Annotated in this window: 25 protein-coding genes; 6 read left to right on the forward strand and 19 right to left on the reverse strand. The window is 63.8% G+C overall.

Annotated elements, in window-relative coordinates:
* Positions 1–21: 21 nt before the first annotated feature.
* The 10 genes from GJ672_RS09080 to GJ672_RS09130 all read right to left on the reverse strand — a co-directional run bounded on the left by GJ672_RS09080 (position 22) and on the right by GJ672_RS09130 (position 8,937).
* Positions 22–1,182 (reverse strand): glycosyltransferase family 4 protein, encoded by a 1,161-nt coding sequence (locus GJ672_RS09080; RefSeq protein ID WP_154296878.1) that lies wholly within the window; start codon positions 1,180–1,182, stop codon positions 22–24.
* Between the two features lie 649 nt (positions 1,183–1,831).
* Positions 1,832–2,875, reverse strand: a complete 1,044-nt coding sequence (locus GJ672_RS09085) for a DegT/DnrJ/EryC1/StrS family aminotransferase (RefSeq protein ID WP_229381879.1) — start codon at positions 2,873–2,875, stop codon at positions 1,832–1,834.
* A gap of 83 nt (positions 2,876–2,958) precedes the next feature.
* Entirely contained in the window at positions 2,959–3,537 is a 579-nt protein-coding gene (locus GJ672_RS09090) for an acyltransferase (protein WP_154296879.1), read from the reverse strand.
* A 2-nt stretch (positions 3,538–3,539) separates the two neighbouring features.
* A complete protein-coding gene (locus GJ672_RS09095; RefSeq protein WP_154296880.1) occupies positions 3,540–4,499 on the reverse strand; it encodes a Gfo/Idh/MocA family protein in 960 nt (319 codons plus the stop codon).
* A gap of 48 nt (positions 4,500–4,547) precedes the next feature.
* The gene (locus GJ672_RS09100; protein WP_370517585.1) at positions 4,548–6,350 is read right to left on the reverse strand and encodes an ABC transporter ATP-binding protein; all 1,803 of its coding nucleotides are present in this window, start codon (positions 6,348–6,350) and stop codon (positions 4,548–4,550) included.
* Between the two features lie 347 nt (positions 6,351–6,697).
* Positions 6,698–7,072 carry a type II toxin-antitoxin system death-on-curing family toxin gene (locus tag GJ672_RS09105; protein WP_154296881.1) on the reverse strand — a complete coding sequence of 125 codons (375 nt, stop codon included), beginning with the start codon at positions 7,070–7,072 and terminating at the stop codon, positions 6,698–6,700.
* A gap of 380 nt (positions 7,073–7,452) precedes the next feature.
* Positions 7,453–7,593 (reverse strand): ribbon-helix-helix domain-containing protein, encoded by a 141-nt coding sequence (locus GJ672_RS09680; RefSeq protein ID WP_195759503.1) that lies wholly within the window; start codon positions 7,591–7,593, stop codon positions 7,453–7,455.
* A 167-nt stretch (positions 7,594–7,760) separates the two neighbouring features.
* Entirely contained in the window at positions 7,761–8,282 is a 522-nt protein-coding gene (locus GJ672_RS09120; protein ID WP_154296883.1) for a hypothetical protein, read from the reverse strand.
* Complete coding sequence (locus GJ672_RS09125) at positions 8,279–8,581, reverse strand: nucleotidyltransferase domain-containing protein (RefSeq protein WP_229381880.1); 303 nt, start codon at positions 8,579–8,581, stop codon at positions 8,279–8,281. Before GJ672_RS09125 ends, GJ672_RS09120 begins: the two co-directional genes overlap by 4 nt.
* Entirely contained in the window at positions 8,578–8,937 is a 360-nt protein-coding gene (locus GJ672_RS09130; protein ID WP_195759504.1) for a MarR family EPS-associated transcriptional regulator, read from the reverse strand. Before GJ672_RS09130 ends, GJ672_RS09125 begins: the two co-directional genes overlap by 4 nt.
* A 199-nt stretch (positions 8,938–9,136) precedes the next feature.
* On the opposite strand from GJ672_RS09130, the gene GJ672_RS09135 reads away from it, so the two are divergent.
* Positions 9,137–10,453 carry a site-specific integrase gene (locus GJ672_RS09135; protein ID WP_229381881.1) on the forward strand — a complete coding sequence of 439 codons (1,317 nt, stop codon included), beginning with the start codon at positions 9,137–9,139 and terminating at the stop codon, positions 10,451–10,453.
* Positions 10,454–10,531: 78 nt separating this feature from the next.
* Here GJ672_RS09135 and GJ672_RS09140 read toward each other — a convergent pair whose 3' ends face one another.
* Entirely contained in the window at positions 10,532–10,723 is a 192-nt protein-coding gene (locus GJ672_RS09140; RefSeq protein WP_154296885.1) for a hypothetical protein, read from the reverse strand.
* Between the two features lie 71 nt (positions 10,724–10,794).
* On the opposite strand from GJ672_RS09140, the gene GJ672_RS09145 reads away from it, so the two are divergent.
* Positions 10,795–11,223 carry a type II toxin-antitoxin system VapC family toxin gene (locus GJ672_RS09145; RefSeq protein ID WP_154296886.1) on the forward strand — a complete coding sequence of 143 codons (429 nt, stop codon included), beginning with the start codon at positions 10,795–10,797 and terminating at the stop codon, positions 11,221–11,223.
* Between the two features lie 12 nt (positions 11,224–11,235).
* Here GJ672_RS09145 and rfaH read toward each other — a convergent pair whose 3' ends face one another.
* Positions 11,236–11,763, reverse strand: coding sequence for a transcription/translation regulatory transformer protein RfaH (gene rfaH, locus GJ672_RS09150; RefSeq protein ID WP_229381882.1), 528 nt, complete (start codon positions 11,761–11,763; stop codon positions 11,236–11,238).
* Positions 11,764–11,888: 125 nt separating this feature from the next.
* Between rfaH and GJ672_RS09155 the strand changes: the two genes are divergently transcribed.
* Positions 11,889–12,908 carry an NAD-dependent epimerase gene (locus tag GJ672_RS09155; protein ID WP_154297120.1) on the forward strand — a complete coding sequence of 340 codons (1,020 nt, stop codon included), beginning with the start codon at positions 11,889–11,891 and terminating at the stop codon, positions 12,906–12,908.
* On the opposite strand, the gene GJ672_RS09160 is transcribed toward GJ672_RS09155, so the two are convergent.
* The gene (locus GJ672_RS09160) at positions 12,905–15,397 is read right to left on the reverse strand and encodes a glycosyltransferase family 4 protein (protein ID WP_154296887.1); all 2,493 of its coding nucleotides are present in this window, start codon (positions 15,395–15,397) and stop codon (positions 12,905–12,907) included. The two genes, GJ672_RS09155 and GJ672_RS09160, sit on opposite strands and share 4 nt — an antisense overlap.
* 183 nt (positions 15,398–15,580) lie before the next feature.
* Between GJ672_RS09160 and GJ672_RS09165 the strand changes: the two genes are divergently transcribed.
* A complete protein-coding gene (locus GJ672_RS09165; RefSeq protein ID WP_154296888.1) occupies positions 15,581–16,546 on the forward strand; it encodes a Wzz/FepE/Etk N-terminal domain-containing protein in 966 nt (321 codons plus the stop codon).
* A gap of 37 nt (positions 16,547–16,583) precedes the next feature.
* On the opposite strand, the gene GJ672_RS09170 is transcribed toward GJ672_RS09165, so the two are convergent.
* Positions 16,584–17,861, reverse strand: a complete 1,278-nt coding sequence (locus GJ672_RS09170; protein ID WP_154296889.1) for an O-acetylhomoserine aminocarboxypropyltransferase/cysteine synthase family protein — start codon at positions 17,859–17,861, stop codon at positions 16,584–16,586.
* A 176-nt stretch (positions 17,862–18,037) separates the two neighbouring features.
* On the opposite strand from GJ672_RS09170, the gene GJ672_RS09175 reads away from it, so the two are divergent.
* A complete protein-coding gene (locus GJ672_RS09175; protein WP_229381883.1) occupies positions 18,038–18,403 on the forward strand; it encodes a DUF1778 domain-containing protein in 366 nt (121 codons plus the stop codon).
* Positions 18,393–18,956 (forward strand): GNAT family N-acetyltransferase, encoded by a 564-nt coding sequence (locus tag GJ672_RS09180; protein WP_154296890.1) that lies wholly within the window; start codon positions 18,393–18,395, stop codon positions 18,954–18,956. The genes GJ672_RS09175 and GJ672_RS09180 overlap by 11 nt, the downstream gene beginning before the upstream one ends.
* On the opposite strand, the gene GJ672_RS09185 is transcribed toward GJ672_RS09180, so the two are convergent.
* The 5 genes from GJ672_RS09185 to GJ672_RS09205 form a co-directional block, all read right to left on the reverse strand.
* Positions 18,946–20,958, reverse strand: a complete 2,013-nt coding sequence (locus GJ672_RS09185) for a phospho-sugar mutase (protein ID WP_154296891.1) — start codon at positions 20,956–20,958, stop codon at positions 18,946–18,948. The two genes, GJ672_RS09180 and GJ672_RS09185, sit on opposite strands and share 11 nt — an antisense overlap.
* 465 nt (positions 20,959–21,423) lie before the next feature.
* A complete protein-coding gene (gene tpx, locus GJ672_RS09190; RefSeq protein ID WP_154296892.1) occupies positions 21,424–21,924 on the reverse strand; it encodes a thiol peroxidase in 501 nt (166 codons plus the stop codon).
* A gap of 13 nt (positions 21,925–21,937) precedes the next feature.
* Positions 21,938–22,330 (reverse strand): glycine cleavage system protein GcvH, encoded by a 393-nt coding sequence (gene gcvH / locus GJ672_RS09195; RefSeq protein ID WP_154296893.1) that lies wholly within the window; start codon positions 22,328–22,330, stop codon positions 21,938–21,940.
* 71 nt (positions 22,331–22,401) lie between these two features.
* The gene (locus GJ672_RS09200) at positions 22,402–23,841 is read right to left on the reverse strand and encodes an FAD-dependent monooxygenase (RefSeq protein ID WP_229381884.1); all 1,440 of its coding nucleotides are present in this window, start codon (positions 23,839–23,841) and stop codon (positions 22,402–22,404) included.
* A 79-nt stretch (positions 23,842–23,920) separates the two neighbouring features.
* Positions 23,921–25,222: an aminopeptidase P N-terminal domain-containing protein gene (locus GJ672_RS09205; RefSeq protein ID WP_195759505.1), complete on the reverse strand. Its 1,302-nt coding sequence runs from the start codon at positions 25,220–25,222 to the stop codon at positions 23,921–23,923.
* Positions 25,223–25,224: the final 2 nt, after the last annotated feature.

Consider the following 25,224-nt stretch of genomic DNA (forward strand, 5'->3'; position numbering starts at 1 on the left):
ATAAACCAACAAACCTGATTATTATATGCAAGGCTGGTCTGGCGGAACGTAATTGAAAGCTTCCTCTAAACAATGTGAGAAATAATCTGAAAACAGTTCAAGAGTGTGTTCGGTTCGTGCTTTCTTCGATGCATTTCTACCGAGAGTGCGTATGAGCTCCGGCTTCGTCGTCAGTTCTTTCAGTGAGCTTGCAAGGGCACTAGCCTCGGGATTGATTCGTCGTCCGATGCTTTCGTTTACAATTTTGTATGTCTCACCAACATCAGTAGCAACAATACAGCATTCACAAGCCATCGCTTCTAAGAGTGCTTGGGAAGGATAGTTCTCTTCCTGCAGCGATAAAAATATTTTAGCACGCGCCATGGCATCAACTGCGTCCTCAGCTTGATAAATCCACACAGAAGTTTTGCGCAACTTCAAACATCTTTGCCTGATGTATGATTCCAACGGCCCCCAGCCACAGAAATGCACGCTTAGCCTAGATGGCAGATCAGAACCTTCCAGAATCTCAAACGCGTCGATGGCTAAATCGAACCCTTTTATAGGGACGAAACGTCCCGCCATACATATATCGATATCTTTAACTGTCGCTTTTTTCTCTCGGTAATCCGTGAAGGAGCAGGGGGCCGTCTGCAATTTGCAGCCCTCATTGTCTGGCAGAAAACCGCGTATGGAATTAGCGATAGATGGAGACAGACAATCACAAAATTTTGCTCTTCGGAGACAAAACTGGATAATTCTGTTTCGTGCAGCACTGTTATTTGCCCGGCGCGACGTGACATAACCATACAGCGCAAAACTGAATGTTACCGTAAACGGCTTTATTAGTAGCATGAAAAGGTGAGTAAAATTGGGAGTCCCCATCAAATGCATATGCTTGATTTGATGCTGCTTCAAAATACGCCGCAAATGGAAAAGTTTTTTTACCCTGTAGAAAAACCCCACCACGCCTTTTTTACCGTCGGATGAGGGAGAAACAAGGACATTTTGATCGTCTTCGCTAACGATTCCTAAGCGCTGGAGTGATTCTAGGCCATTTTTCGTAGTCAATAGAAAAAAAGAGCCATCTCGTTGACGCAAATGGCTGTAAAGACGGGCATAACGCCGCTCCGCACCACCAAATGATGTCGAATTAGGCCCGAATAACAGGATACGCAGGTTTTGATTTTTTCTTCTGCTCATTTTTTAAATACCTCGCGCAGCAACGGGTGACTGCCTTTAAAGAATTCGGTCCGACAGAAGATAGCGCGTAATAAAAACCTGTTAGCTTTCACAACTGGGCAAGAGATCAGTAAAAGCCTCGCACGGCCTGAATATCCAAATCAGTTGAAATTGCTATAAATTTCTGAAAATCTCTTAAAGTCCAGTCTTACTTGTTCGCAAGAGGCCGAGGTTTTTTGCGAGTTTGACAACCTCAATGCTATTTAATATTCCGTTTCTGCCAAAGCTTGCCTTCCGTCGCCTCGTCAATTAGATTTTCGTTAAATGCCCACAAGTTTTGTGTATCAAAATAGCTCCATTTCAACAAATTAAATAGGCACTTAAAACGGCCCCGCTATCGTAGCCAATGGGATGGAGTCCACCCAACTTATCTCGTAGATATGAGCTAGATCTTTGATGAAGAGCGGAACCATGGCCATTGCTCATGTCGGTGTTGATGAACCCCGAACTGAACTGCCGTCTCTTCTGTCCCAGCGGACACCTCCGCCTTTCCATGATGAAGCTTTTCAGGTGTGTCCGCAGTTATGGGGTAGAAACCACGGATTGTTTGCATCTGTATCGCACTTATACGAATGGTCTGAACTGCAATAGCCTTTGGCGGCGAAGCCACTTATGGGCTGGATCGCTCTGTGCTGGTGCAGACCTTACCAATCCGATTAATTACCTCTTCCGGCAACCCCCTACTCATCGGCAGGCTCAAGCCCTCGCTAGCCACCTGCTCGGCCACCGGAAAATCCCCCGCTCGATAACCCAGCGCTGCAAACACCGGCTGCAGATGCAGCGGCACGGCGTAGTAGCTCACCGACGGGATCCCTTCGGCCTGCAAGCGCTCGCGCAGCGTATCGCGCTCCGGCGAGAGCACCGTGTACTGCGCCCAGACGGAGGTGTTTTCAGGCGCCACGGTGGGGGTGGTGAGCGGCGCATTGCTCAGAGCTGCGGTGTAGCGCGCGGCGACTGCTTGGCGCTGGGCGATTTCCTGGTCAAAGACCTCCAGCTTCGCCAGCAAGATCGCCGCCTGCAGGGTGTCAAGCCGGCCGTTGAGGCCAAGGATTGGGTGATCATGTTTTTTGGCCTGCCCATGATTGCGGATCTGGCGCATGCGTTGGGCAAGCTCAGCATCGTTCGTAAACACCGCCCCGCCATCGCCGTAACAGCCCAGTGGCTTGCTGGGGAAAAATGACGTACAACCAATGGTGCCTAAACCGCCGGAGCGCTGGCCCTGATGGGTGCCCCCCAAGCTTTGTGCGGCATCCTCAATCACCGGCAAGCCATGCCGCTCGGCAATGGCGTTAATGGCGCTCATGTTGGCGGGCTGGCCGTAGATGCCGACCGGCATAATGGCCCGGGTGTTATCAGTGATAGCGGCCTCAATAAGCGCGGGGTCCATATTCCAGGTATCGGGCTCAATATCCACAAACACCGGCTTGGCCCCCACCAGCGCAATCGTCTCGGCGGTGGAAATCCAGGTATAGGGCACCGTAATGACCTCATCGCTCGACCCAATTTCCAGCGCAATCAGCGCAATCTGCAGGGCATCGGTGCCGGAGGCGACGCCTAGGCAATGTTCGACACCGACGAACTGTTCAAGCTTTTCTTCCAGCTCCTGAACTTCAGGCCCAAGAATGTACTGGCCATGCGCCAGCACCCGATCCATGCGCTCGCGAATGCGCGGCTCGAGTGCCTTGAACTGCGATTTCAGATCGATGAACGGAATACTGGGTTGGGTCATTAGGCGGTTCAGTCCAGGGGCTCTAGGGCGTCGCCATCGAGGCGATAGCGCTCGCCCGTCACGGGACACTCCGCTTCAGCATGACCAGTCAGCGGCAGATTCAGGCGCTCACCGTGGCGGCTCATCCAGCCGATGGGCTGGGCGGGCACGCCGGCCATGAGCGCATAGGGCTTGACGTCGTGGGTGATGACCGCGCCGGCGCCGATAAAGCAGTACTCGCCCAGCGTCACACCACAGATGATGGTGGCGTTGGCGCCAATGGTGGCGCCCCGTCGCACCCGCGTCGGCCGGTATTCCGCCTTGCGCGTGACGGCCGAGCGGGGGTTATGCACGTTGGTGAAGACCATGCTCGGGCCGCAGAAGACCTCGTCTTCCAGCACCACGGCGTCGTAGACGCTCACGTTGTTCTGGATCTTGCAACGGTCACCGATCACCACGTCATTGCCCACAAAGACGTTCTGCCCGAGCGAGCAGTCCTCGCCAATGCGCGCGCCCCCGCAGACATGCACCCAGTGCCAGATGCGGGTACCGGTGCCGATCGCAGCACCGGCATCGACAATGGCGGTCTCGTGCGCCTGGTAGCTCATGATCAGGCCGAGGCGACCAGCGGCTGCAGGGCAGGATGGTAATCCCCGGTGGGCGCCCTGGGCTGCGTATCGCGGATCGCCGCTACGGTCTCAATCGCCGGCCGGCTCTCCGCAAGGCTAAAGCCGTTGCCGGCAAGGATTTCCTCGTAAGACCGGGTGTGCAGATCGGTGAACCCGCCGGAGAACTCGATCTCCTCGCCATCCACGGTGATGGAGCGATAGGTGCGCTGACCCTCGGCGCGCACCGCATCGGGCAGATCCTCGCTATCCACCGAGAGGAACCAGCGCACCCGGGCATGCTCGTACTCGAGATACCCGCCCACCTTTGTTTCGGACTGGTAGTGCACGCGATTATCCTGCAGCGCGCCGAACATAAACCCGAGCATATCGAAAAAGTGCACCCCGATATTGGTCGCCACCCCACCGGATTGTTTCACATCGCCCTTCCAGGACTGGAGATACCAGCGCCCGCGCGAGGTGATGTAGGTGAGATCCACCTCGTGCTTGTGCGAGGCGGACTCGCTGGCCACCTGATCGTGCAGCGCGATGATCGCCGGGTGGAGGCGGAGCTGGAGAATGGTGTGCACCTGCCGACCCGTGTCGCGCTCGAGCGCCTCGAGCCCGTCGATGTTCCAGGGGCTCAACACCACCGGCTTCTCGCAGATCGCATCTGCCCCGGAGCGAAGCGCAAAGCGCACGTGCGCGTCGTGGAGGTAGTTCGGCGAGCACACAGAGATGTAGCCCACCTGATTGTCGTGGTTCTCGCGATGGAGGCGATCAAGATGGCGATCGAAGCGCTCGAACTCGGTGAAAAAATGCGCCGCCGGGGCGTAGCTATCGATAATGCCCACCGAGTCGTTGGGATCGAGCGCGGCAATCAGCCGGTTGCCGGTCTCGTTGATGGCTTTCATATGTCGGGGCGCGACAAAGCCGGCCGCGCCAATCAGGGCGAAGTGTTTCATGACTTATTTTGCATTGTGGTTGGCAACTTCCATGTTGGAAAACATTAATCAGGCGCGGGTGCCCGCCATCTTCTGAAATTGGGTGCTTTGGGCCTTGAGCGATTCGAACTGCCCGCTTGCCTCGACCCGGCCGTGGTCGAGCAGCACCACCTGATCGCACCCCGCGACGGTGGAGAGCCGATGCGCGATAAGGATGATGGTCTTCTGATGATGGAGCGCATCGATGGCCTCCATCACCGCCCGTTCGGTGACGGTATCCAGCGCACTGGTGGCCTCATCAAACACGAGGATATCCGGGTCGTGGTAGAGCGCCCGGGCGATCCCGATGCGCTGGCGCTGCCCACCCGATAGGCGAACGCCCCGCTCGCCGACGATGGTGTCATACCCCTGCGGCATCTCTTGGGTCACAAATTCATGGACCTGCGCCATGCGCGCGCAGCGCTTAACCTGCTCGGCATCGATCTGCTCGGGATCAATCCCAAAGGCGATATTCTCGGTCACCGTAGCGTCAGTGAGAAAAATGTCCTGTGGCACATAGCCAAGGGCCGCCTGCCAGGCACGGAGGTTCTTATCGGTGACCTGCACACCATCGACGGTGATCGCGCCCTCAGTGGGCCGGAGCAGGCCCAAGATCACATCCACCAGCGTGGTCTTGCCGGCGCCGGTGCTGCCCACCAGTCCCACGGAGCTGCCCACTGGGATGGTGAGGTTGATATCCGCGAGGGCCGGCTGAGTGGCCTTGGGGTAATGGTAGGTGACCTGATCCAGCGCGATCTCGCGTTTTGGCTGCATCGGCGCCGGTGCGATTTTATGGATTTCGGCGAGCGACGCCCGGCGGTGCAGATCATCGTAGACCGTGTCCACTGCCGCCGAGCCGAATCGCAACTGCGCGATACCCTGATAAACGTTTTGAGCCGCGGGCAGCATGCGATAGCCAGCAAAGGCGTAAAGGCCGAGCACGGGGAGCACGCCGCCGAGGCCGCCGCCACTCACACCGCCGTTCGCGGCCATCAGCACTAGTGTCAGTATAATGATGCCACCAAAACCGATCGCCTCGATCAGGAACTTCGGGACCTGACCCAGTACCTGGCTTGCCGCCTGATGCTTCGCAAATCGCGTCGAAGGGCCGCGAAAGCGCGATAGATAGGCATGCTCGCGGCCGAGGAGCTTCACATCCTTGATACCACCCAACGCTTCGCCGGCGGCGGTGAAACGCTCGGCGTTGGCGCGAACGCGATCCTGCCCGATCCGACCAAGGAAGCGTCGGATCCCGACGTAAATCAGTGCGTAGGCACCGCCGATGAGTGCAGCAACCGCTGTGGCGAGCACGGGATCAATCACTACCAAGAGAATGACAATGGCGAGGAGTACTGTGCCGTGGGCCAGGACGTTCAACGCCGGCCGGATCACCTGGCCTTGGAGCTGCTGGGTCTCGGTCAAGATGCTCTTCGACATATCCCCGCTGTGGCGATCCAGGAAATACGCGTAGGGCTGGCGCAGATAGGTCTCGAGTAATCGCTCACTCAGCGAATGCATCCGCATCCACGCCCAGCGGTTCATCGCATAGAGCGTTACGGCCCGAAAAACTGCCGAGATAATGATCAGCGCAAACGCCCCAATCCCTAACGCCATCAAAAACGCATCCACGCTCGCGAACCCACCCCACTCATAGGCGGCGGCAAGCACCGGATTGGTCTCCACGATCCCCGGATTGCCGAGCACCGAAAGGAACGGCATGACCGAAGCGACGCCGGCGGTCTCGAGCACGGCCATGCCAACGGCCATCATCAAGACGATGGCGCCGCGGCGCTTCTCTCGGCGGGTGAAGAGGCTTAGGAGTTTTTTGATCAAAGCGGTGCTGCGGGCCTTATCGGCGGTGGATTTTTGCGGCGGGCCGGCTTTCGCGAGGCGGCTTTTGGCGGTGAAACTTCCGCTTTGGACCGGAGTTTTCCGTTAAACCCACTATGAGCCAAACCAGGGGGAATCCCCCTCCCCTAATCGGAACGCCCCGCTCTTGAGACGGCAACCCCCACCCCTGAGTCACCTCAAAACGGCCTCAAACCGCCCCAGAGTGGCTCGCCCGGGCGTTTACGTGAGTTGCGCCGAACATTTTTTCCTGGCCCCATCACTGCCGCCCCTCGCTGATCCACTCGCTTAGGTCCGTACGCGAGACACTACTAATAGTGACCATTCACGCCTTAATTAATCGTGTGGGTACGCAGCCAATCAAGCAGGCTTCTGTAATCCAGGGCATCGCGTTGGTAAAGGTCCAAGAGGAAATGCTGGGCTTCCGCATCGCTAGCCGTTAACTCAACGTCGTTGATACTGAGGAAAACATAAGCCGCAGCGAAAGCAACGCGTTTGTTGCCATCGAAAAATGGATGGTTTTGCGACAGGCTCTCCCATAGTGCTGCTGCCTGTTCGATGACAGAGTCATAATAGCCGGTCTGTGGACGAAAAAGCGCAGCCTCCAGCAGGCCAGGATCGCGTAATCCGTTGATGCCACCGAATCGATCGATTTGCTCAGCATGGATGAACAATACATCCTCCAAGCGCAGATATTCGATCGCCACTATTCAGCCAGTTTTTTGTAAAGACCTGCGTAGCGCTCCGTGCTCTTGACGTAAGCATCCAGCACACGTTGACGCGGGGCTAAGCCACTCTGCCTCGATTCAAGATGCTCACGCAGAGCATCCTCGACAACCGCTTGAATCTGTCGGCCCTCAGTTTCCGCAAGTTTCCGAACCGCTTGGAGTAAATTGACGTCTACTTGGGTTGCAAATTTTTGGCGTGAAATCGCACTCATAGCTGGTTCCCTAAATCTGTCATGAATCTTCATGATACGTCATGACAAAGTGCAATCTCAAGGAAGCTCTAGGCCACGCCAGAAGGCCTCGGCGCTTACTACCTCGTCCTCACCCCGACGGAGTCGCTCAAGCCCCTGTTCAGCGAGCTAGATGTCCTCAAGATCATCCAGATGGCCTTCGATCGCCTCACGGATGTAATAGGTCACCGTGCGTCCGGTCTGCGCGGATAGCACCTGCAGACGCTGATAGGTTTCATCCGACAGGCGGACGGCTGTCTGCTTACTCATAACCTTCTGTCGTGGGTCTTGGTATGTGTGTAAACCCCCACACGATCAGGGCCATAAAAACCACGGGGCGATGTAATCATCAAACTTAGTCCCACTCAGCGCTCGTCACGCTCTTCCCGGATCAGCTCCTCCGAGGGGCGCTGCAACCGCGCCATGCGCTGGCGCAATCAGCTTGAACCCCTGCCGGCCAGGAATTTTTCAATCGTAGCCTTATCGCCCCACTCATGGGCGCCCAACATGCGAATCATTGCGACCGATGTTGCCTCGAGCTCGCTCGCAAAAGCATGGCCGCTTTCTAGCGCATCTGACAGAACTGAGGGGCTCTCAATGTACTCATGAACCATTTGATCGCGTAACCGCCGGACAACCATCCACTGCTCAGCCGAGCTCACCAGACCCAGCTTTTCAGCTCGATCAAGGTTATCGATCACGGCCCCCACGGGCTCACCCAGGGCATCGAGCAGTTCAGGCAGCAGCCGATTACCAAGCGTGTCTTGGAGTCGGCCGAAACGGCTTACAAAGGCGTCTACCTGTTCCGAATCTTCTATGTCATCGGTCAGACGTTGTGCGCGCTCAGGCGTCATTGGCTGACTGAATACGCGGCCATTAGTTATCAGAAGATGATCGGTCTCTTTGATGATCACCCGACTTAAAAACGCTAACCGTGCTCGCTGGGCGGGATCAGTCACAACAGCGTAACGCCTTCTTGTGCGGCGATTTCGTGAACTGGCGTTGTTGTCAGGTTCGGGGCAGATAGCACAACATCAACCGAGCGGCCGTGCATATGGCGGCTGATCTTCGCTGATAGCTGCGCCGAGAGCATTGCAGGACGCTCAACCGCCTCGGGCAAAACGACCAACAGATCCACATCACCGCCACGCGCGGCATCATCCAGACGCGACCCAAAGAGTTGGACAGTCGCGTCATCTCCGCAGACCGTAGACACTACCTGACGAATGGCAGCGACTTGCTGATCCGTCAGCCTCATCGCTCCTGCGCCTGCGCATCAGGGGTCACACGCCGGCGCAATTCCTCGATCTCCGCCTGCAGTGCCTCGTACTCCGCCTCTTTCCGGCGCAGGAACTGCCAAGTCATGCGGGTTTTCTCCTCAATACCCTGGGGCGTGAGCAGATAGGCGTAGCGCATCTTGCGCGGGTTGTGCTGAAAGTTCTGAAGCTTCACAAGTCCCTTGTCCATCAGCGCGCGCAGACAATAATTCGTTTTACCGAGGCTAACACCCAGCTCGCGAGCCAAGGCGCGCTGGCTGAGATTGGGATCGGTTTCAAGAGCTTGGAGCGCGCGCAGGGCCAGCGCTTCATCAAGTGATGCGGTCGTATTAGTCACTGTTTTTACTGACTTTTTAAGTATGAAGGCAAGCAGCTAGGCACGCTACCGCCGAGTCGCACTCATCGGAATTTCGAGGCAACTGTTCAAAGTGTGAACGAAATCACAGGCTCGGGTCAATGAAGTCGCCCCAAACCGCGACCGCCTTCACAGCCCTGACTAAGCCGGGCGGCCTACACTCCGGGATATGGCGTCTTTCGTGGTCCGCCCCAACGGCATCCTGCAGTACGACATCTGCATTCGCGGCAAGCGCTTTCGCGAAGGCACCGGCTTGCCCGATACGCCAGCCAACCGCCAGCGCATGCGCAAGAACATCCGTCGACTGAACGCCGAGCTTGAGACCGGGGCATTCAGCTACGCGGCCTGGTTTCCCGACAGCAAGAAGATCGAGGCCGCCGAGCGCCTGCTCCGCGAGGATCGCAGTGATGACCCGGGCCAGCGCTTCGCCCCCTACGCCTGGGGCTGGTATGCGATGTGTAAAGGCGACTGGAAGCCGGCCTACCGAACGCGGGTGGCGCACAACCTGCGCGGGCATATTGTCCCGGCGCTCGGCGACTACCCGATGGACCAGATTGATGAGCGCGCCCTGCGACTGTTCCGACAGGGGTTAATGGAAGCCACCCGACCCGACGGACGGCGCCAGTACAGCAACAGCCGCATTACCAATCTGATGGCGCATATCTCGGCGATTCTGAACCTGGCCGAGCGCGAACTCGGGATTAAAAACCCGATGAAACACCTGCCAGCGCTACCCAATGACCGCAAGGACCCCCAGCCGCTCACCGTCGAGCAGGTGCATGCCTTCTTGAAGGCTGTTGACCCGCGCATGCGCCTGTATTTCGAGGTGCGCTTCTACACGGGGCTTCGCACCGGTGAGGTCAACGGCCTGCGCCTGCGCGACCTGGACCTGCCCCGCCATCGCCTGCGGATTCGGGTGGCGCTCACCGATGGCATGCTGCAGAGGCTCAAGACTAGGCGCTCGCGCCGGAACATCCAGCTCTCCTCTCGCCTCAGTGATGCGCTGGCGGATTACGTGGGCACCCACCATGGCCCCGAGATGCTGGCGCTCTTACGTGGGGGTGTGCCGGAGCAACCAGAGCGCGCTGACGCTGAGGGCCTTACGGTGCGTGAGGCGGCCGGTGACTCGTCTGACCCGCAGGATCCCCGTGACTTTGCGAACAACCCGCACCTGGTGACCCCTGATGCGAGTCAGCCTGAGACGCCCCTCGATGCCCTGCTGTTCACCGACGCCGAAAACCAGCCACTGGATCCGGCTCGGGTCTCTAAAGAATTCTGGCTACCTACGCTGAAAAAGCTGGGCCTGGAGCGCCGGCGCGTCTACGAGACCCGGCACACGGCGGCCGTATTGCATCTAGCGGCGGGTGAGAACCCGCTATTCGTCTCGCGCCTCCTGGGCCATGCCGACTCGGCCATGCTCTTTGATGTCTACGCGCCGTTTGTCCCCAACATCATGGGCCGGGACGGTGAAGCGTTCGAGGCGTTAATGGCGCGTTAGTCGGGCCTAATTGCTCATGAACCGCTTTTCCGGCAAAATTTCCGGAAATAATCGGAGGTCGCGATGACAGCACAGCATTCACCCACCACACAGTGGCGCAAGCGTCGAGCCGCGCTCGGATTTGTCCGAGTGGAAGTGGAGGTGCGCAAAGAAGACGCCCCGCTTATCCGTGCGATGGCGACTGCCCTCGGCGACCCGGCCCGGAATGCAGGCGTCCGCGAGCGCCTGAAGGCAGAGCTTCTCGGTGAGCCTGGGAAGCGTTTCAAGCATTTGCTCGAATCCGCCCCACTCGAAGGGATCGAACTCGACCGGCAGAGGGATGTTGGACGGGACGTCGATCTGTGAGTTACCTGATCGATACCAATGTCATATCCGAGGTGCGCAAAGGGCGCAATGCACATCCCGCGGTGGCGCATTGGTGGGAGGGCGTCGAGGACAAAGCGCTTTGGCTCAGCGCTCTAGTGATTGGCGAGATCCGTCAAGGCGTTGAACGCGCTCGCCGCCGTGACCCTCACCAAGCCCAAGCGCTAGAGGCATGGCTTCAGGCAGTGACCACCGAGTTCAACGACCGAGTTTTGCCCGTGAATTCGGACGTCGCCGAGACATGGGGGCGGCTGAATGGCTCAAGGCCCCTGCCGGTGATCGATGCACTGCTTGCCGCCACCGCGCTCGTCAACGATCTGACCCTGGTCACACGCAATGTCGAGGATATCGAGGGCACCGGTGTTGCCGTTCTAAACCCCTGGATTCACCGGTCAATGGGTGCTTGACACCCGTGCCCCCTAGGCCCGCACCAGCGAGGCCTCGGGGAAAACCATCGTCTGCGGCTGTTTCATGATCTCGAGCAGCAGCATGACGCGGTCTTCACCGCGCCGGGCGTGAAAGAGCCCCTCGTGACCGGCGAAAGGGCCTTCCTTAATCATCAGCCGGTCACCCTTTTGGTAATCCGGCGCCGGGGTGGGAATGCAGCCGACCTCGTCGATGTTCTCGCGCAGGCAGTCCACCACGCAGTCCGGTACCGCCGGCACCCAGTCGCCCCAGCGCACCAAACCCGCCACGCCCCGCGTCGAGCGGATCGGCGCCCAGTTCTGCGCGACATCATCCAGGTGAACGAACAGATAACGGGGAAAGAGCGACTCAATGAGGGTGGTCATCTTGCCCTGACGCTTGCGCCGGACGCGGTGTTTGGGGCGGAAGACTTCAAAGGCCTGTCGATCCAGGTGAAGTTCGGCGCGCTCGTCTTCGCGCGGTTTACAGTAGATCGCGTACCAGTGCTTCACGTCGACCCCCAACTCCTGCTGTTCATCCATTGAACACCCGCAGGAGTGTGCCGCGGAGGGCGGACAGGGACAAGCCCCGGTTAGCGATGATTTTTGCCGACAGCGACTCCACGGGGCGCTGGCACCGCCCCCGGGCCGGCGGTATGGTACCCCCCATGAAAATCCTGGTCACCGGCGCGGCCGGCTTTATCGGCTATCACACCTGTCAGGTTCTGCTGGCCCGCGGCGACACCGTGGTGGGTCTGGATAACGTCAACGATTACTACGACCCCATCCTCAAGGAGGCCCGGCTGGCTCAGCTTGAGGCGTTGCCCGGCGCGGCGCAGCGGTTCCAGTTTTACCGCCTGGATCTGGCGGACACCGCCGGCATGCAGCGGCTGTTTGCCAGCGAGTCGGTGGACCGGGTCATCCATCTGGCCGCCCAGGCCGGGGTGCGTTACTCCCTGGACAATCCCCAGGCCTATGTAGACAGCAACGTCACCGGCTTTCTCAATGTGCTCGAGGGCTGCCGGCACCAGAACGTGGAGCATCTGACCTACGCCTCCACCAGTTCGGTGTACGGCGCCAACACCCACATGCCCTTCACCGAGCACGAGCCGGCGGATCATCCCCTGGCCATTTACGGCGCCACCAAGCGGGCCAATGAGCTCATGGCCCACAGCTACGCCCATCTGTTCGGCCTGCCCTGCACCGGGCTGCGGTTTTTCACGGTCTATGGCCCCTGGGGCCGGCCGGACATGGCGCTGTTTCTGTTCACCCGCAAAATCCTGGCCGGCGAGCCCATCCCGGTGTTCAACCACGGCCATCACCAGCGGGACTTCACCTTTGTGGAGGACATTGTCGAAGGCGTGGTGCGGGCCAGTGACCACATCGCCACCGGCAACCCCCACTGGGACAGCAACCGCCCGGACCCCGCCACCAGCGCCGCCCCCTGGCGGTTGTTCAACATCGGCAACAACCAGCCGGTGCAGCTGCTGGACTATATTCGGGTGCTGGAGCGCTGCCTGGGGCGGGAGGCCAAGATGGAGATGCTGCCGCTACAGGCCGGCGACGTGCCGGACACCTGGGCCAGCGCCGACGACCTGCAGCAGGCGGTGGGCTATCAGCCGTCCACTCCGGTGGAAACCGGCGTGCGGCGGTTCGTGGACTGGTATCGGGCGTATTACCAGGTCTAGGACCGGGCCCGGCGGCTCTGGTCCACCAGCTGCAGCGCCGGGCGCTCTGGCAACGACTCCGTGGAAGCGTTCGGCGCCATCGGCCCCCGGGACTGGCGGTCGGCGGCGTCCCGGGCATCCAGCGCCGCCATCACCCCCAGGGCCAGCACCCCGGTCACAATCAGACCGTTGATCGGGCTGATCACCACCGGCGCCAGAGCCATGAGCGCCAGCACGCTCCACAGCGCCCCATGGGCCACCACCCCCTGGGCCAGGGGCCAGGCCTGGCTGCTGACCGCCCGCCGTATGCCCCGCATCCAGGCCCATAGCAGCGCCGCCAGCAGCGCCAGCGCCGGCAGGCCGCCGGTGAGCGCCAGGGCGGCGTAGGCGGAGCGGGTGCCCGGCAGGTCCGGGGAGACCCCCCAGCCAACGGGGGCCGGGTTGGCGCCGCTGGCCCCGGCTTGAGCGCCGGCCGCTTCGGTCACGGCGGGGCGGCCATAACCCCCGAAGGGCCGGGCGGCGATGCCCTGGGCCGCCAGGGACCAGTCCTCCATGCGCGCCGCCACCGCCGGGAAGCGGGACTCCGCCATGCTCGGCGCTCCCCCCAGATGCAGCAGGGCGGCCTGCACCGGACTCAGGTACTGCTCATCCAGCGAGACCCCCGGCGGCTTGAAGGTGTTGGCAAACAGGCTGCCCAGCAGCGCCGTCATCACCACCGCCGCCGCCAGGCCGCCGGCGAGCCGAGCGCCGTGGCGGTGCACCAGCGCCGCAATCACCATGGCCACCAGCCCCACCACGCCCGCCAGCACCGCGCTCTGCAGCTGCAGGCCGATGAGCAGCACCAGCACCGTCACCGTGCCCACCATCGACAGCAGCAACCCGGCCCGGGCCCGCCACTGGCGCCGGTAGGCCACGGCGATGGACACCCCACCCCCCAGCAGCACCATCAGCATCAGGGTGAGCAACAGCCCCCCGGTGCGCACATCGCCCCAATAAGCCGGCGTCCGAAAATACCCCGCCTCGATCATGCCCCAGTCCACCGTGGCCACCCAGCCGCCCAGGAGCACCACCGCCGCCAGCGTGAACAGCGGCAGGGCGTGATGCCGAAACCGCGCCAGCCACCAGCCCACCGGCAGTGCCAGCACCCCGCTGAGCCACACCATGGGCAGCCACGCCGCGGCATCCGGCGCCGGCCGCAGCCACACCGCCAGGGTGATCCAGACCCCCAGCCCCAGGGCCAGGGGCGTGATGGTCAGGCCCCGCAACGCGCCCACCACCGCCCGGGCATGGGCAAGGGTGGCCACCACCAGCAGCCCCCCGGCGGCCAGCAACAACGGCGACCATCCCAGCGGCACCGCCACGGCGAGCCCATAGAGCCCGCCCAGCGCCATCCGGTCGGTGTGCGGCGAGCGATGCTCATCCGCCTCGGCCAACCAGACGCGAAGACGCTTGAGACCCCGGATGCTTCGCCAGGCGTAGCGAACAAAGAAGTAATGACCCATCGTCACCATCACCAGCAGCCCGGCCAGCAGCACATCGGGTACGCCGATGAGCGAGGCGGACAGCCCGGCCAGCCCCAGAGCCAGGGTGAGCCCCGCGTAGACCATGGCGCACTGACCCACGCTAAAGCCCGCCCGGCCCAGAATGTGATGGAGATGATTGCGGTCGGGGTGGAACGGGTTCTGGCCCCGCAGGATCCGGCGGATCATCAGGCTGAGGGTGTCCACCACCGGCAGCACCAGAATCCAGGCGATGCCCAGCGGCGACACCGCCGCCCCGGGCCGCTGCGAGACATCAATGGCGAGCCAGACAATCGCCAGGCCCAGCATCAGGCTGCCGGCATCCCCCAGAAACACACTGGCCCGGCGGCGCAGCGGCGAGCGCAGGTTGAACACCAGAAACCCCAGCACCGCTGCCAGCAGCGTCCCGGCCAGCAGCGCCACCTCCGGCGCCGCCGCCAGCACCGCCGCCACCGCCAGCAACCCCAGCATCACCACCGCGGTGCTGCCGGCGAGGCCGTCCACCCCGTCGATCATGTTGAAGGCGTTCACAAACCCCACCAGGGCCAGCAGGGTGAACGGCAGAATCAGCGGGCCGAGGCCGGCGGTGGCGCCGCTGGGCCACGTACCGAGGGCCGCCAGCTCCACCCCGCCCCAGACCATGGCGGCCACTGCCACCAGCCCCTGCACCAGGAACTTGGGCCCGCTGGCAAGCCCCCGGGCATCATCCACCAGCCCCGCCAGCAGCAGCACCGCCATGCCCGCGGCCAGCGGCCACCAGTCCACCAGCGCGGGCTGCGCCGCGATCAGCCAGGGCACCGACAGCGCGAACGCGATCCCAATGCCGACACCACCCACCACCGGGGTGGGCCGCTGATGGGCCTTGCGCCCCCCGGGCCGATCCATCAGCCCCAGCCGCGGCGCCCAGCGCTGCAGCACCCGAATCGCCACCAGCGCCAACACCAGGGCGGTCAGAAAAGACGGCACCAGGGCCCCCAGCTCAAAATCCATTCAGCCGCTCGTCCATCCGTGACCGTGCGATGGGCCGAGTATCCGACAAAACCCGACGGCCGGTCGACCTGCGGGCGGACGGATTGCGTCACTGGTTGTCGGTATTTGGTTTGCCCGGTCATGTGGTGAATAATCGTTTTTTTTATTAACGTTATCCAACGTTATTGAAGGAAGCCGTTTTTAATGGACGAAAACCGCCGCGACGGAGTCGGGCCTGGTCACGGCTACGGATATGGGCCGCCAATGGGGCCCGCTGATGACGAAATCAGTCTCTACGACATTTGGGAAACCCTGCGGCGGCGTCGATGGCTGGTGCTGCTGGGTCTGGCGGTGACTCTGGTGGTTGCCGGCGGCTATGCCGCCACCCAGACGCCCATGCATCGGGTCAGCGCCCTGATCGAGGTGGGCCAGGTTCCGGGGAATGATGGCGCCCTCGCGCCCCTGGAGGCGCCCGGTACGGTGGTCACGCGGCTGGAGCGGATTCTGATCCCGGCGGCTGTTGAAGGCGCTGGAGGCATCGGGGCTGCCGAGTCCGCCGGGGCTGCCGAGGCTGCCGAGTCCGTCGAGGCCGCCGGGGCCGTCGAGGCCGCCGGGGCTGCCGGGGCCGCCGGGGCCTCAGCGGCCTCCCTGTCCGCTGAGGTCATCGACTCAAACGGAGGCCTCATCGAGCTGAGTGCTTTGGTTCCTGCCACCGCCATCGACCCCACCCGGGCCCTCATGGAGAGCGTGATCACCGCCCTGACCGACCAGCATGCCACGCGCTTCGCCGCCCGGGAGCAGTGGGTGCAGGCCCGGATCGGGGAGATACAGGCCCGCGCCGATGCCGAGGCGGCGGATTCAGTGAGCGGGGTTGAGGCCCGCCAGTCCCTGGCCGCCATGCAGGCCAATCAGGCCCTGGCCCAGCCCACCCGCACGGTCCGGGCGCCCGCCGCCAGCGCCAGCCCCGAGGAATCACGGCTGCCCCTGACCTTGGCCCTGGGCGCCGTGCTGGGCCTGATGCTGGGTCTGTTCGCCGCGTTTATCGCAGAGTTTCTGGCCAACGCCCGGGCTTATCGTGAGGCGGCTGAGGCACAGGCTAAGGGGCCGGCGGCCAGCGGCGCTGAGGCCGCCGGATCGCCGGCGATTGAGGACGCGGGCCGCGAGGGCTAGGGCCCGGAGACGTCAAAGCGCCCGGGGCCAGCGCCGCTTAATGGCCCGCCGCGGCCAGCGCCTGGTCGATGTCGGCGAGAATGTCATCGATATGCTCGATGCCTACCGAGATCCGCACCATGTCGCGACTGACGCCGGCACTGGCCAGTTCCTCATCCCCCAGCTGGCGATGGGTGGTGGTGGCCGGGTGGCAGGCCAGGGACTTGGCGTCGCCGATATTCACCAGCCGGGTGATCAGCTGCAGGGCGTCGATGAACCTGGCGCCCGCCGCTTCGCCCCCCTGGATCCCGAAGCTGAGAATGCCCCCGGCGTTGCCACCCATGTATTTCTGGACCAGCGGATAATACGGGCTGCCTGACAGGCCGGCGTACTTCACCCAGTTGACCCCGGCGTGCTGCTGCAGGTGCTCCGCCACTGCCAGCGCGTTCTCGCCATGGCGGGCCATGCGCAGGGGCACGGTCTCGATGCCCTGCAGCAGCAGGAAAGCGTTCATGGGGGAGAGCGCCGCACCCATGTTGCGCAGCGGTGCCACCCGGCAGCGGCCGATGTACGCCGCCGGCCCCAGCGCCTCGGTGTACACCACGCCGTGGTAGGAGGGGTCAGGCTGGGTGAGCATGGGGTATTTGTCGGCGTAATCCGCCCAGGGGAAGTTGCCGGAATCGATGATCACGCCCCCCACCGTGGTGCCATGGCCGCCCATGGCCTTGGTGAGGGAGTGGATGACGATGTCGGCGCCGTTCTCGATGGGCCGCCAGAGCACCGGGGTGGGCACGGTGTTGTCCACAATCAGCGGCACGCCGGCCCGATGGGCGATGGCCGCCAGGGCCTCGATGTCCACCACATTGCCGTTGGGGTTGCCCACCGTCTCGGCGAACACCGCCTTGGTGTTGCCGTCGATAAGCGCTTCCAGCGCCGCCGGGTCATCGGCACTGCCAAAGCGCACGTCCACCCCCATGTGCGGCAGGGCGTGGGCAAAAAAGTTGTAGGTGCCGCCATAGAGCTGACTGGTGGTGACAATGTTGTCCCCCACCCGGGTGATGCACTGAATAGCGTAGGTGATCGCCGCCATGCCCGAGGCCAGCGCCAGCCCGGCAATGCCCCCTTCCATCTCCGCCACCCGCTGCTCCAGCGCCGCATTGGTGGGGTTCATGATGCGGGTGTAGATATTGCCCTCGACCTTGAGGTCGAACAGATCCGCGCCGTGCTGGGTGTCATCAAACGCATAGGACGTGGTCTGGTACATGGGCACCGCCACCGCCCTGGTGGTGGGATCCGGGGAATAGCCGGCGTGAATGGCCTGGGTCTCGAGTTTCATGGGATGCCTCCTGGGTGCTTGCGGGGTGCCTGCTGGGTGCCTGCTGGGTGCCTGCTGAGTGTCTTCTGAATGCTTCCTGGGTGCCTCCTCGGGCGGGTCATCCCTGCAGCTTAACCCCTTGGCCCGCGGATGCCATGGAAGCGTTTGGAATATGGTTATAGCGCGTGGGGGCGTTGATGCGTACGGCTATGCGCCGTACAATCAACGTGTCAGCCAAGGACTTCGTCGAAGGAGACACCATGCCACCCGCCAACACCGACTCCGGCGACAAGCGCATCGCGCGGCTTGAATTCCGTGCGACATCCGCATTGAAGGCGGACATTCAGCGTGCCGCGACGCTCATGGGCATGGACGACACCAGCTACGCCCTCAGTGTGCTGGGCGAGCACGCCCGGGCGACTATTGAGTCTCATCACCGCACCCAGTTGAGTCAGGCGGACAGCGCCGCCTTCATGGCTGCGCTGGATTCACCCGAGGCGCCGACGGATGCCCTGCGCGGGCTGTTTGAGCTGCATCGCGATACCCATCGCGATGGCGACTGACCCGGACTGGCTGCGCCGCCTTCGCATCGAGCCACTGGATGCCCGTCGACACAATCGAGCGGCCTTTTCGTCGGGCATCCCGCGCGTCGACAACTTCCTGAAACGCTCGGCGCGAAAGCAGCAGGCCGACAACCACACCCGCGTCCAGGTGGCCGTATCTGCGGATGCCGTCGTGGCTGGATACTATGCGCTCAATGCTCATCGGCTGGACCTGCCGGAAGCAGAGGATCTGCCGCGCTCCGTCCGACGTAACGCGCCGCCCCACGGCATGATCCCCGCCGCCTACCTGTCCATGCTGGGGGTGTCGGAACCCCATCAGGGACGGGGCCTCGGTCGTGTCCTACTGGCAGATGCGTTTGATCGCGTGCTGATGGCCGCCGACCAGATCGGCTTGGCGGCCCTGGTTCTGGATGTGCTGGACGATGATGGTGAAGCCGCCGCCACCCGAAGGACCCGCTTTTACGAAGCCCTCGGCTTTCAGCCCTTCCCCAGCCAGCCACGCAGGATGTTCATCACTGCGGCCACGCTGCGCCAGGCGAAGGCTACCCCTTGAGCCACTCCGCCAGCGCCTCACCCAGGGCCATCAGCCGTGGCTCAGCCGCGGTGGATTCCGCAGCCAGGTCCGGACTGCCCGGCTCACCCAGGTATTCCAGGTAGATCTTGACCTTGGGCTCGGTGCCGCTGGGGCGGATGTTGGCGTGGAAAGTGCCGGTGGTGGGGCCGTCCTGCCTCCAGTCCAGCTGCACCATGTCGGTGGCGGGCAGGCCGATGGGCTCCACATCGCCACCATCCGGGTCGCGGCTTTCGGCTGCCTGGTAATCATGCAGCCGCAGCAACGTCAGCCCAGCCAGCTGGTGTGGTGGATCGCCGCGCAGGGCCGCGAGCCGCTGCGCCGCCGCCTGACCTGCCGCCGGGCCGTCGAGCTTGATATTGATCTGACGATTCACCGACAAGCCGTGGCGGGCGTACAGGCCCTGAAGGCGCTGATGCAGCGTCCGCCCCTCGGTCGCTGTCGCCCGCGCCATCTCAACCACCGCCACCGCCGCGGCGATGCCGTCCTTGTCCCGTACCCGCCGGGTGGTGCTAAAGCCGATGGCGTCCTCGTAACCGAACACGAACCGATCCCCCATCGCCTCGCGCTGCAGCGCCCGATGCCAGATCCACTTGAATCCGGTGAGCGTCTGCTCAAAGTCAACGCCATGGGCCCGGGCGATGCGGCCCAGCAGCCGAGAGCTCACCACCGTGTTGATGACCACGTGGCGGTCGGGTGGGACCGGGGTGGCGTCCCGTCCGCGGGTCGGGTCGGCGGCGGCCGGCTCCGAACTGGCCGGGTCTAAACTGGCGGGGTCTGAACTGGCGTACTCCGTCCTCCGTCCTGCGTAAATTTCACTCAGCAGGTAATCGGCCAGCAACGCCCCGGTCTGGTCGCCCATGAGCACCTGCCACCGGCCCTGATCATCCGGCATCGCGACCGCCAGCCGGTCCCCGTCGGGATCGGTGGCCAACGCCAGATCGGCGTCCACCTGTTCGGCGAGGGCGGTGACCTGATCCAGGGCCCCATCCTCTTCCGGATTGGGGAAGCGAATGGTCGGGAAATCGCCATCCGGGGCGATCTGGCTATCCACGGTGTGCAGATCGATGTCCCCCTGGGCCGCCAGGACTCGGGAAACGCCGTCGGCAGCGACCCCGTGCAGAGCGCTGTAGGCGATTCGCAGGCGGGTGGGCGAAGTGCCGTCGCCAGTGGCATGGCGATCGCCGCGGGGGCGTTTTAGCGCGGCGTAGTACGTACTCCGTAGTGCGTCCCCGTGGACCGTCCAGAAAGGCGCCGAATCCTCGTCCCCCTGGGGGATACGCACGCTCACCGGCAGTGCCGTCAGGGCCTGACCGATGCGCTGATCCAGCGGTGAGACCAGGGGCGCGCCATTGGACCAGTAGACCTTGTAGCCGAGGTATTCCGGCGGGTTGTGGCTGGCGGTGAGCACGATGCCGGCGGCGGCGCCGAGCTCGAGGGTAGCGAACGCCACCAGCGGCGTGGGGGTGGTGTCATCAAAGACATGCACTCCGAACTCGGCTCCGGCCAGGGTGCGCGCCGCCGCCTCGGCCAGGGCTTTGGAGCCGTGGCGGGCGTCATAACCAATTACCACGCCGCGGTCGCCGGCGTTGGGGACCTCCGCACGCAGGACGTCGGCCATCACCGCGGTCACCCGCTGGATGAGTAGGGTGTTCATGTGCGCCGGGCCAGGCCCGTTGAGTCCACGCAAACCGGCAGTGCCAAAACCCAACGGCGGGTCGAAGCAGGCGCGAAGATCCGCGATGGCGCCTGAGTGCGGGCCTGACGAATCGGCGCTGACGGTTGTGCCCGTCGCGGACGCAGCGCCCTGCTGGCTGGCGCTGGCGTTTGAGCCGGACGGCCTTTCCTCCGCCCCGGTCATCACCCGTTCGGCCCGTTGGATCCGGGCGTCCAGATCAGCGCGGTGGTGCGCGTCCGGGTCAGCGTCCCGCCAGGCCCGGGCACGGTCCAGCAGGCGACTCAGTTCATCGGTGGATTCGGTCATGGGCGCTTACTTTCGGCATCAAAAACGGTCATCGGACACTGCTGACGAGTTTGCCACAGGGCGGGGGGATTACGTTTTGGAGATTAGGACGCATGGGCTAAAACGTCAGTGGTTAATGCCGACAATCGGGCACTGAGCAAGGCCGGACGGGGCTCGGGCGGGACCAGGTTAGGGCCGGGGCTGGGCCAGAACCAGAGCGGGGCTCGAAAGAGAATGGGGCGCCGCCAAGACAACAGACACGAACCACCAGACACCAAACACCGGACGCAAGACGCGTGACGTCTGGCGTAAATCGTGGCTGCAGTGCGAGTAGGGGTCGCAGGACTGTGACGTTTTAGCCCTTACGTTTTAGCCCACGCGTGTGACAGCCCAAAAAGAAGTCCCAGCGGACACTCTTCGGTGGGACACTCTCCGGTGGGACGCCCCCCGCCCGGTCAGCTCGACGCCCCGGCCCCCGGGCTCAGCTCAGCTCAGCGCGCGCAGTGCGGCGTCATAGTCGGGTTCTTGGCGTATCTCGGGCACCAGCTCGGCGTAAATGACCGAGTTGTCCCGATCCAGCACCACCACGGCACGGGCGGACAGTCCGGCCATGGGGCCATCCAGCTGCAGCACGCCGTAATCACTGGCAAACCGGCGGTCGCGCATCATGGACAGGGCTTCAACGCGCTCCAGACCTTCGGTTTCGCAGAACCGCGCCGCCGCGAACGGCAGATCGGCGGAGATGTTCAGCACGACGGTGTCCTCGAGCGCCGTGGCGTCCTGGTTGAACCGGCGGGCGGACATGGCGCAGGTGGGGGTGTCGAGGCTGGGCACGATGCTGAGCACCTTGCGAAAGCCTTCGTAATCCGCCAGCGACACGTCGGTGAGATCAGTACGGGTCAGCAGAAAATCCGGGGCGGTCTGGCCGACGGATGGCAGCTCGCCATTCAGGCGCACCACCTCGCCGCGACGGGTCACCGTGGTCATGGGTCTCTCCTCTTTATTGTTCTTCGGCGATGACGTCGGCGTAGCCGTCGGCATCCAGCAGTTCATCGAAAGCGCCGACATCGGCCATGGTCATGGCGAAGATCCAGCCCTCGCCGTAGGGGTCGCCGTTAATGAGCTCCGGCTCGTCGGCCAGCCGTTCGTTGCGGCGGGTGATCTCGCCGTCCACTGGCGCGTAAATGTCCGAGGCGGTCTTGACGGATTCCACCACGGCGCAGGCCTCGCCGGCTTCGATGGTGCCCTCGCCCTGAGGCAGCTCGACAAAGACCAGATCGCCCAGCTGCTCCTGGGCAAACTCGGTGATGCCCACGGTGACGCGGCCGTCACCCTCGTGGCGAACCCACTCGTGGGTGGCGGTGTAGCGAAGATCGGTGGGGATGTTGCTCATGGCCTGGCTCTCGTGACGAAGGATATCACCGGCATGTTACCGGGCGGCCGCACGCGGCGTCACTGGCGGCGTCACTGACAGAGGATGGGCACGTCGCCGGCGGCGCCGGTGGCCTGCTTGAGCAGCTGCCGCCGGGCCGGCGGGAACAGGTCCAGCGCGGTGAGGCCGATGTTGCGGGCCGCCACCAGGGGCAGGAACTCGTTGGAGAACACCCGCACCAGGCCATCGGTGAAGACAAACGTCCGCCGGTAGTCGCTCTGCCGGGCCCGGGCATAGGCCGCCAGGATGGCGGGATTGCCGGGATCCGTGATGGCCGGAGCCGGGGCCGACTCGCGGGCGGCGTCTCCTTCCAGACCCGGAGCCGGCGACGCGTTCCACCCGGCGGTGTCGCCATCCGCCGGGTCATTTTGGTGCCGTGGCGGCGCGGCCCCCAGCGCCTCGGCGAGCCCGGCCACATCCCGCAGCGCCAGGTTAAGCCCCTGGCCCGCCACCGGGTGCAGGGCATGGGCGGCATTGCCGAGGATGACCGCCCGGTCGGTGGCAAAGCACTCGGCGGTGACGGCGCGCAGGGGATAGACGCTGCGCTCGCCCACCGCTTCGAGGCGCCCGAGCCGCCAGCCGAAGGCGTCCTGAAGCCGGGCGAGAAAGTCCTGATCGGACCATTCCGTGGCCACGGCGTTGGCCTCGTCATGGGGCAGGGTCCAGACCAGGGACATGGCGTTGGCGACGGGGAGCAGGGCCAGCGGCCCCTCCGGCGTGAAGCGTTCGTAGGCGGTGCCCTGGTGCGGCCGGCGGGTGCGCAGGTTGGCGATGATGGCGCTCTGGCCGTAGTCCCGCTCGTCCAGGCCGACGCCCAGGGCATCGCGGGTGCGGGAGCCCATGCCGTCCGCCACCACCAGCAGACGGGTGGACACGGTACGTGTTCCGTCCTCCGTCTCGATCACCACGTGACGTGCGACGGAGTGCGTATCGGCCGTGGCGGTACCGGTGGCCGTGGCGCTGCCGGCACCCCCGGCCCCAGCGGCGCCCCGAGGCGACGGATCAGCGCCGGCTCCGGGCGTATCACCCGCCACTCCGTCCTCCGTCAGTACCACCGACGTATCCCGTATTTCCGCGGGACAGAAGACGTCCGCCGCCTGACGCATGGCCGGCCCCAGCACCGCCCCCAGCAACCGATTCGGCGCCACGTGACCCAGCGCCGGCAGGCCCTCTTCCTCGGCGTCCAGCCGCGTGAACCCGCCATGGCCGCGGTCCGACACGTGAATGCGGCGAATCGGCTCGACGCCGCCGGCGAGGCTTTCCCAGAGCCCCAGGTTCAGAAAAAACCGCCGGGAGGTGGGCGCCAGCGCGGTCTGGCGATCGTCGAAGCTCGGCTGGCGGGAGTCCCGGGGCGAGACCGGCTCCACCACCGCCACCCGCAGACCGCTGCCCTGCAGGGCCACGGCGAGGCTGGCCCCCACCAGGCCGCCACCGGCAATGAGCACGTCATAGTCGCAGGCGTCATCCATCATGCGTTGAGCTCCTGTGGCGCAAACGGGCCAGGCGCAAACGGGCCGCGCGCCAACGGGCCAGGCGCGACCGGGATCGCCATCAGCCCGCCATCGCCCCTTCGATGTCAGCGATGGTTTTGGGGGCGGCCTCGGTAAGGTTGTCGTGGCCATCCCGGGTGACCAGGCAGTTGTCCTCGATGCGCACGCCGATGCCCTGCCAGCGTGGATCCACCGGGCTGCCCGGCGGAATGTACAGACCCGGTTCGACGGTGAGCACCATGCCGGGTTCCAGCTCACGCCAGTGGCCGTCGACTTTGTAGTCGCCGACGTCGTGGACGTCCATGCCCAGCCAGTGGCCGGTGCGGTGCATGAAGTAGCGGCGGTAATCGCCGGCCTCGATGAGGGCGTCCACCTCGCCATCCAGCAGCCCCAGTTCCACCAGCCCGGCCACCAGCACCCGGGTGGCGGCCTCGTGGGCGGCATTCCAGTGCTGGCCGGGGCGCACCTGCTCGAGGGCGGCGGTCTGGGCGTCCAGCACCAGCTGATAGATGACGCGCTGCTCGTCGCTGAAGCGGCCACTCACCGGCAGGGTGCGGGTGATGTCGGCGGCGTAGCCCGCCCGTTCGATGCCGGCGTCGATGAGGATTAGGCCATCGGCGGGCAGTTCGGCGTCGTTGGCGGTGTAGTGCAGCACGCAGGCATTGGCGCCGCTGCCGGCGATCACCGGGTAGGCGGGCTCGCCGTTGTGGCGGCGAAAGTCATACAGCAGCTCGGCTTCGATTTCGTATTCCCGGAGCCCGGGACGGATCACCTCCAGCAGCCGGCGGTGGGCAGCGGCACTGATGCGGGCGGCCTCGCGCAGGCAGGCCACTTCGGCCCGGGACTTCACCAGCCGCATTTCGTGGACCACGTGTTCCAGCGAGACGTATTCCAGCGGCGCCTTGACCCCGGCCCGGGCCCGGGCACGCAGGGCGTTAACCCAGGCGATCAACCGCTGGTCGAAGGCCGGGTCGGCGCCCATGGGACAGTAGAGCTGCTCACGCCCTTCCAGCAGGCCCGGGAGGATGTCGTCGATGTCGGCGATGGGGAAGGCGTCGTCGGCGCCGTAGTCGCTGACCGCGGCGTCCTGACCGATGGTGCGGCCCTGCCAGGTCTCACGCTGAGGGTCGCGCTCGCGGCAGAACAGAATGTATTCGCCCTGATCCCGGCCCGGCACCAGCACCGCCACGGCGTCCGCCTCGGGAAAGCCGGTGAGGTAGCGGAAGTCGCTGTCCTGACGATAGGGATGCAGCACATCCCGGTTGCGCACCCGCTCCGGGGCGGCGGCGATCACGGCAACGCCGTTTTCACCGATGTGGCGCATCAGGGTGTCGCGGCGGCGGGCGAGTTCGGCGTTGTCCATGG

Origin of the sequence: Spiribacter sp. 2438, from assembly GCF_009676705.1 — a bacterium.
Taxonomy (GTDB): domain Bacteria; phylum Pseudomonadota; class Gammaproteobacteria; order Nitrococcales; family Nitrococcaceae; genus Spiribacter.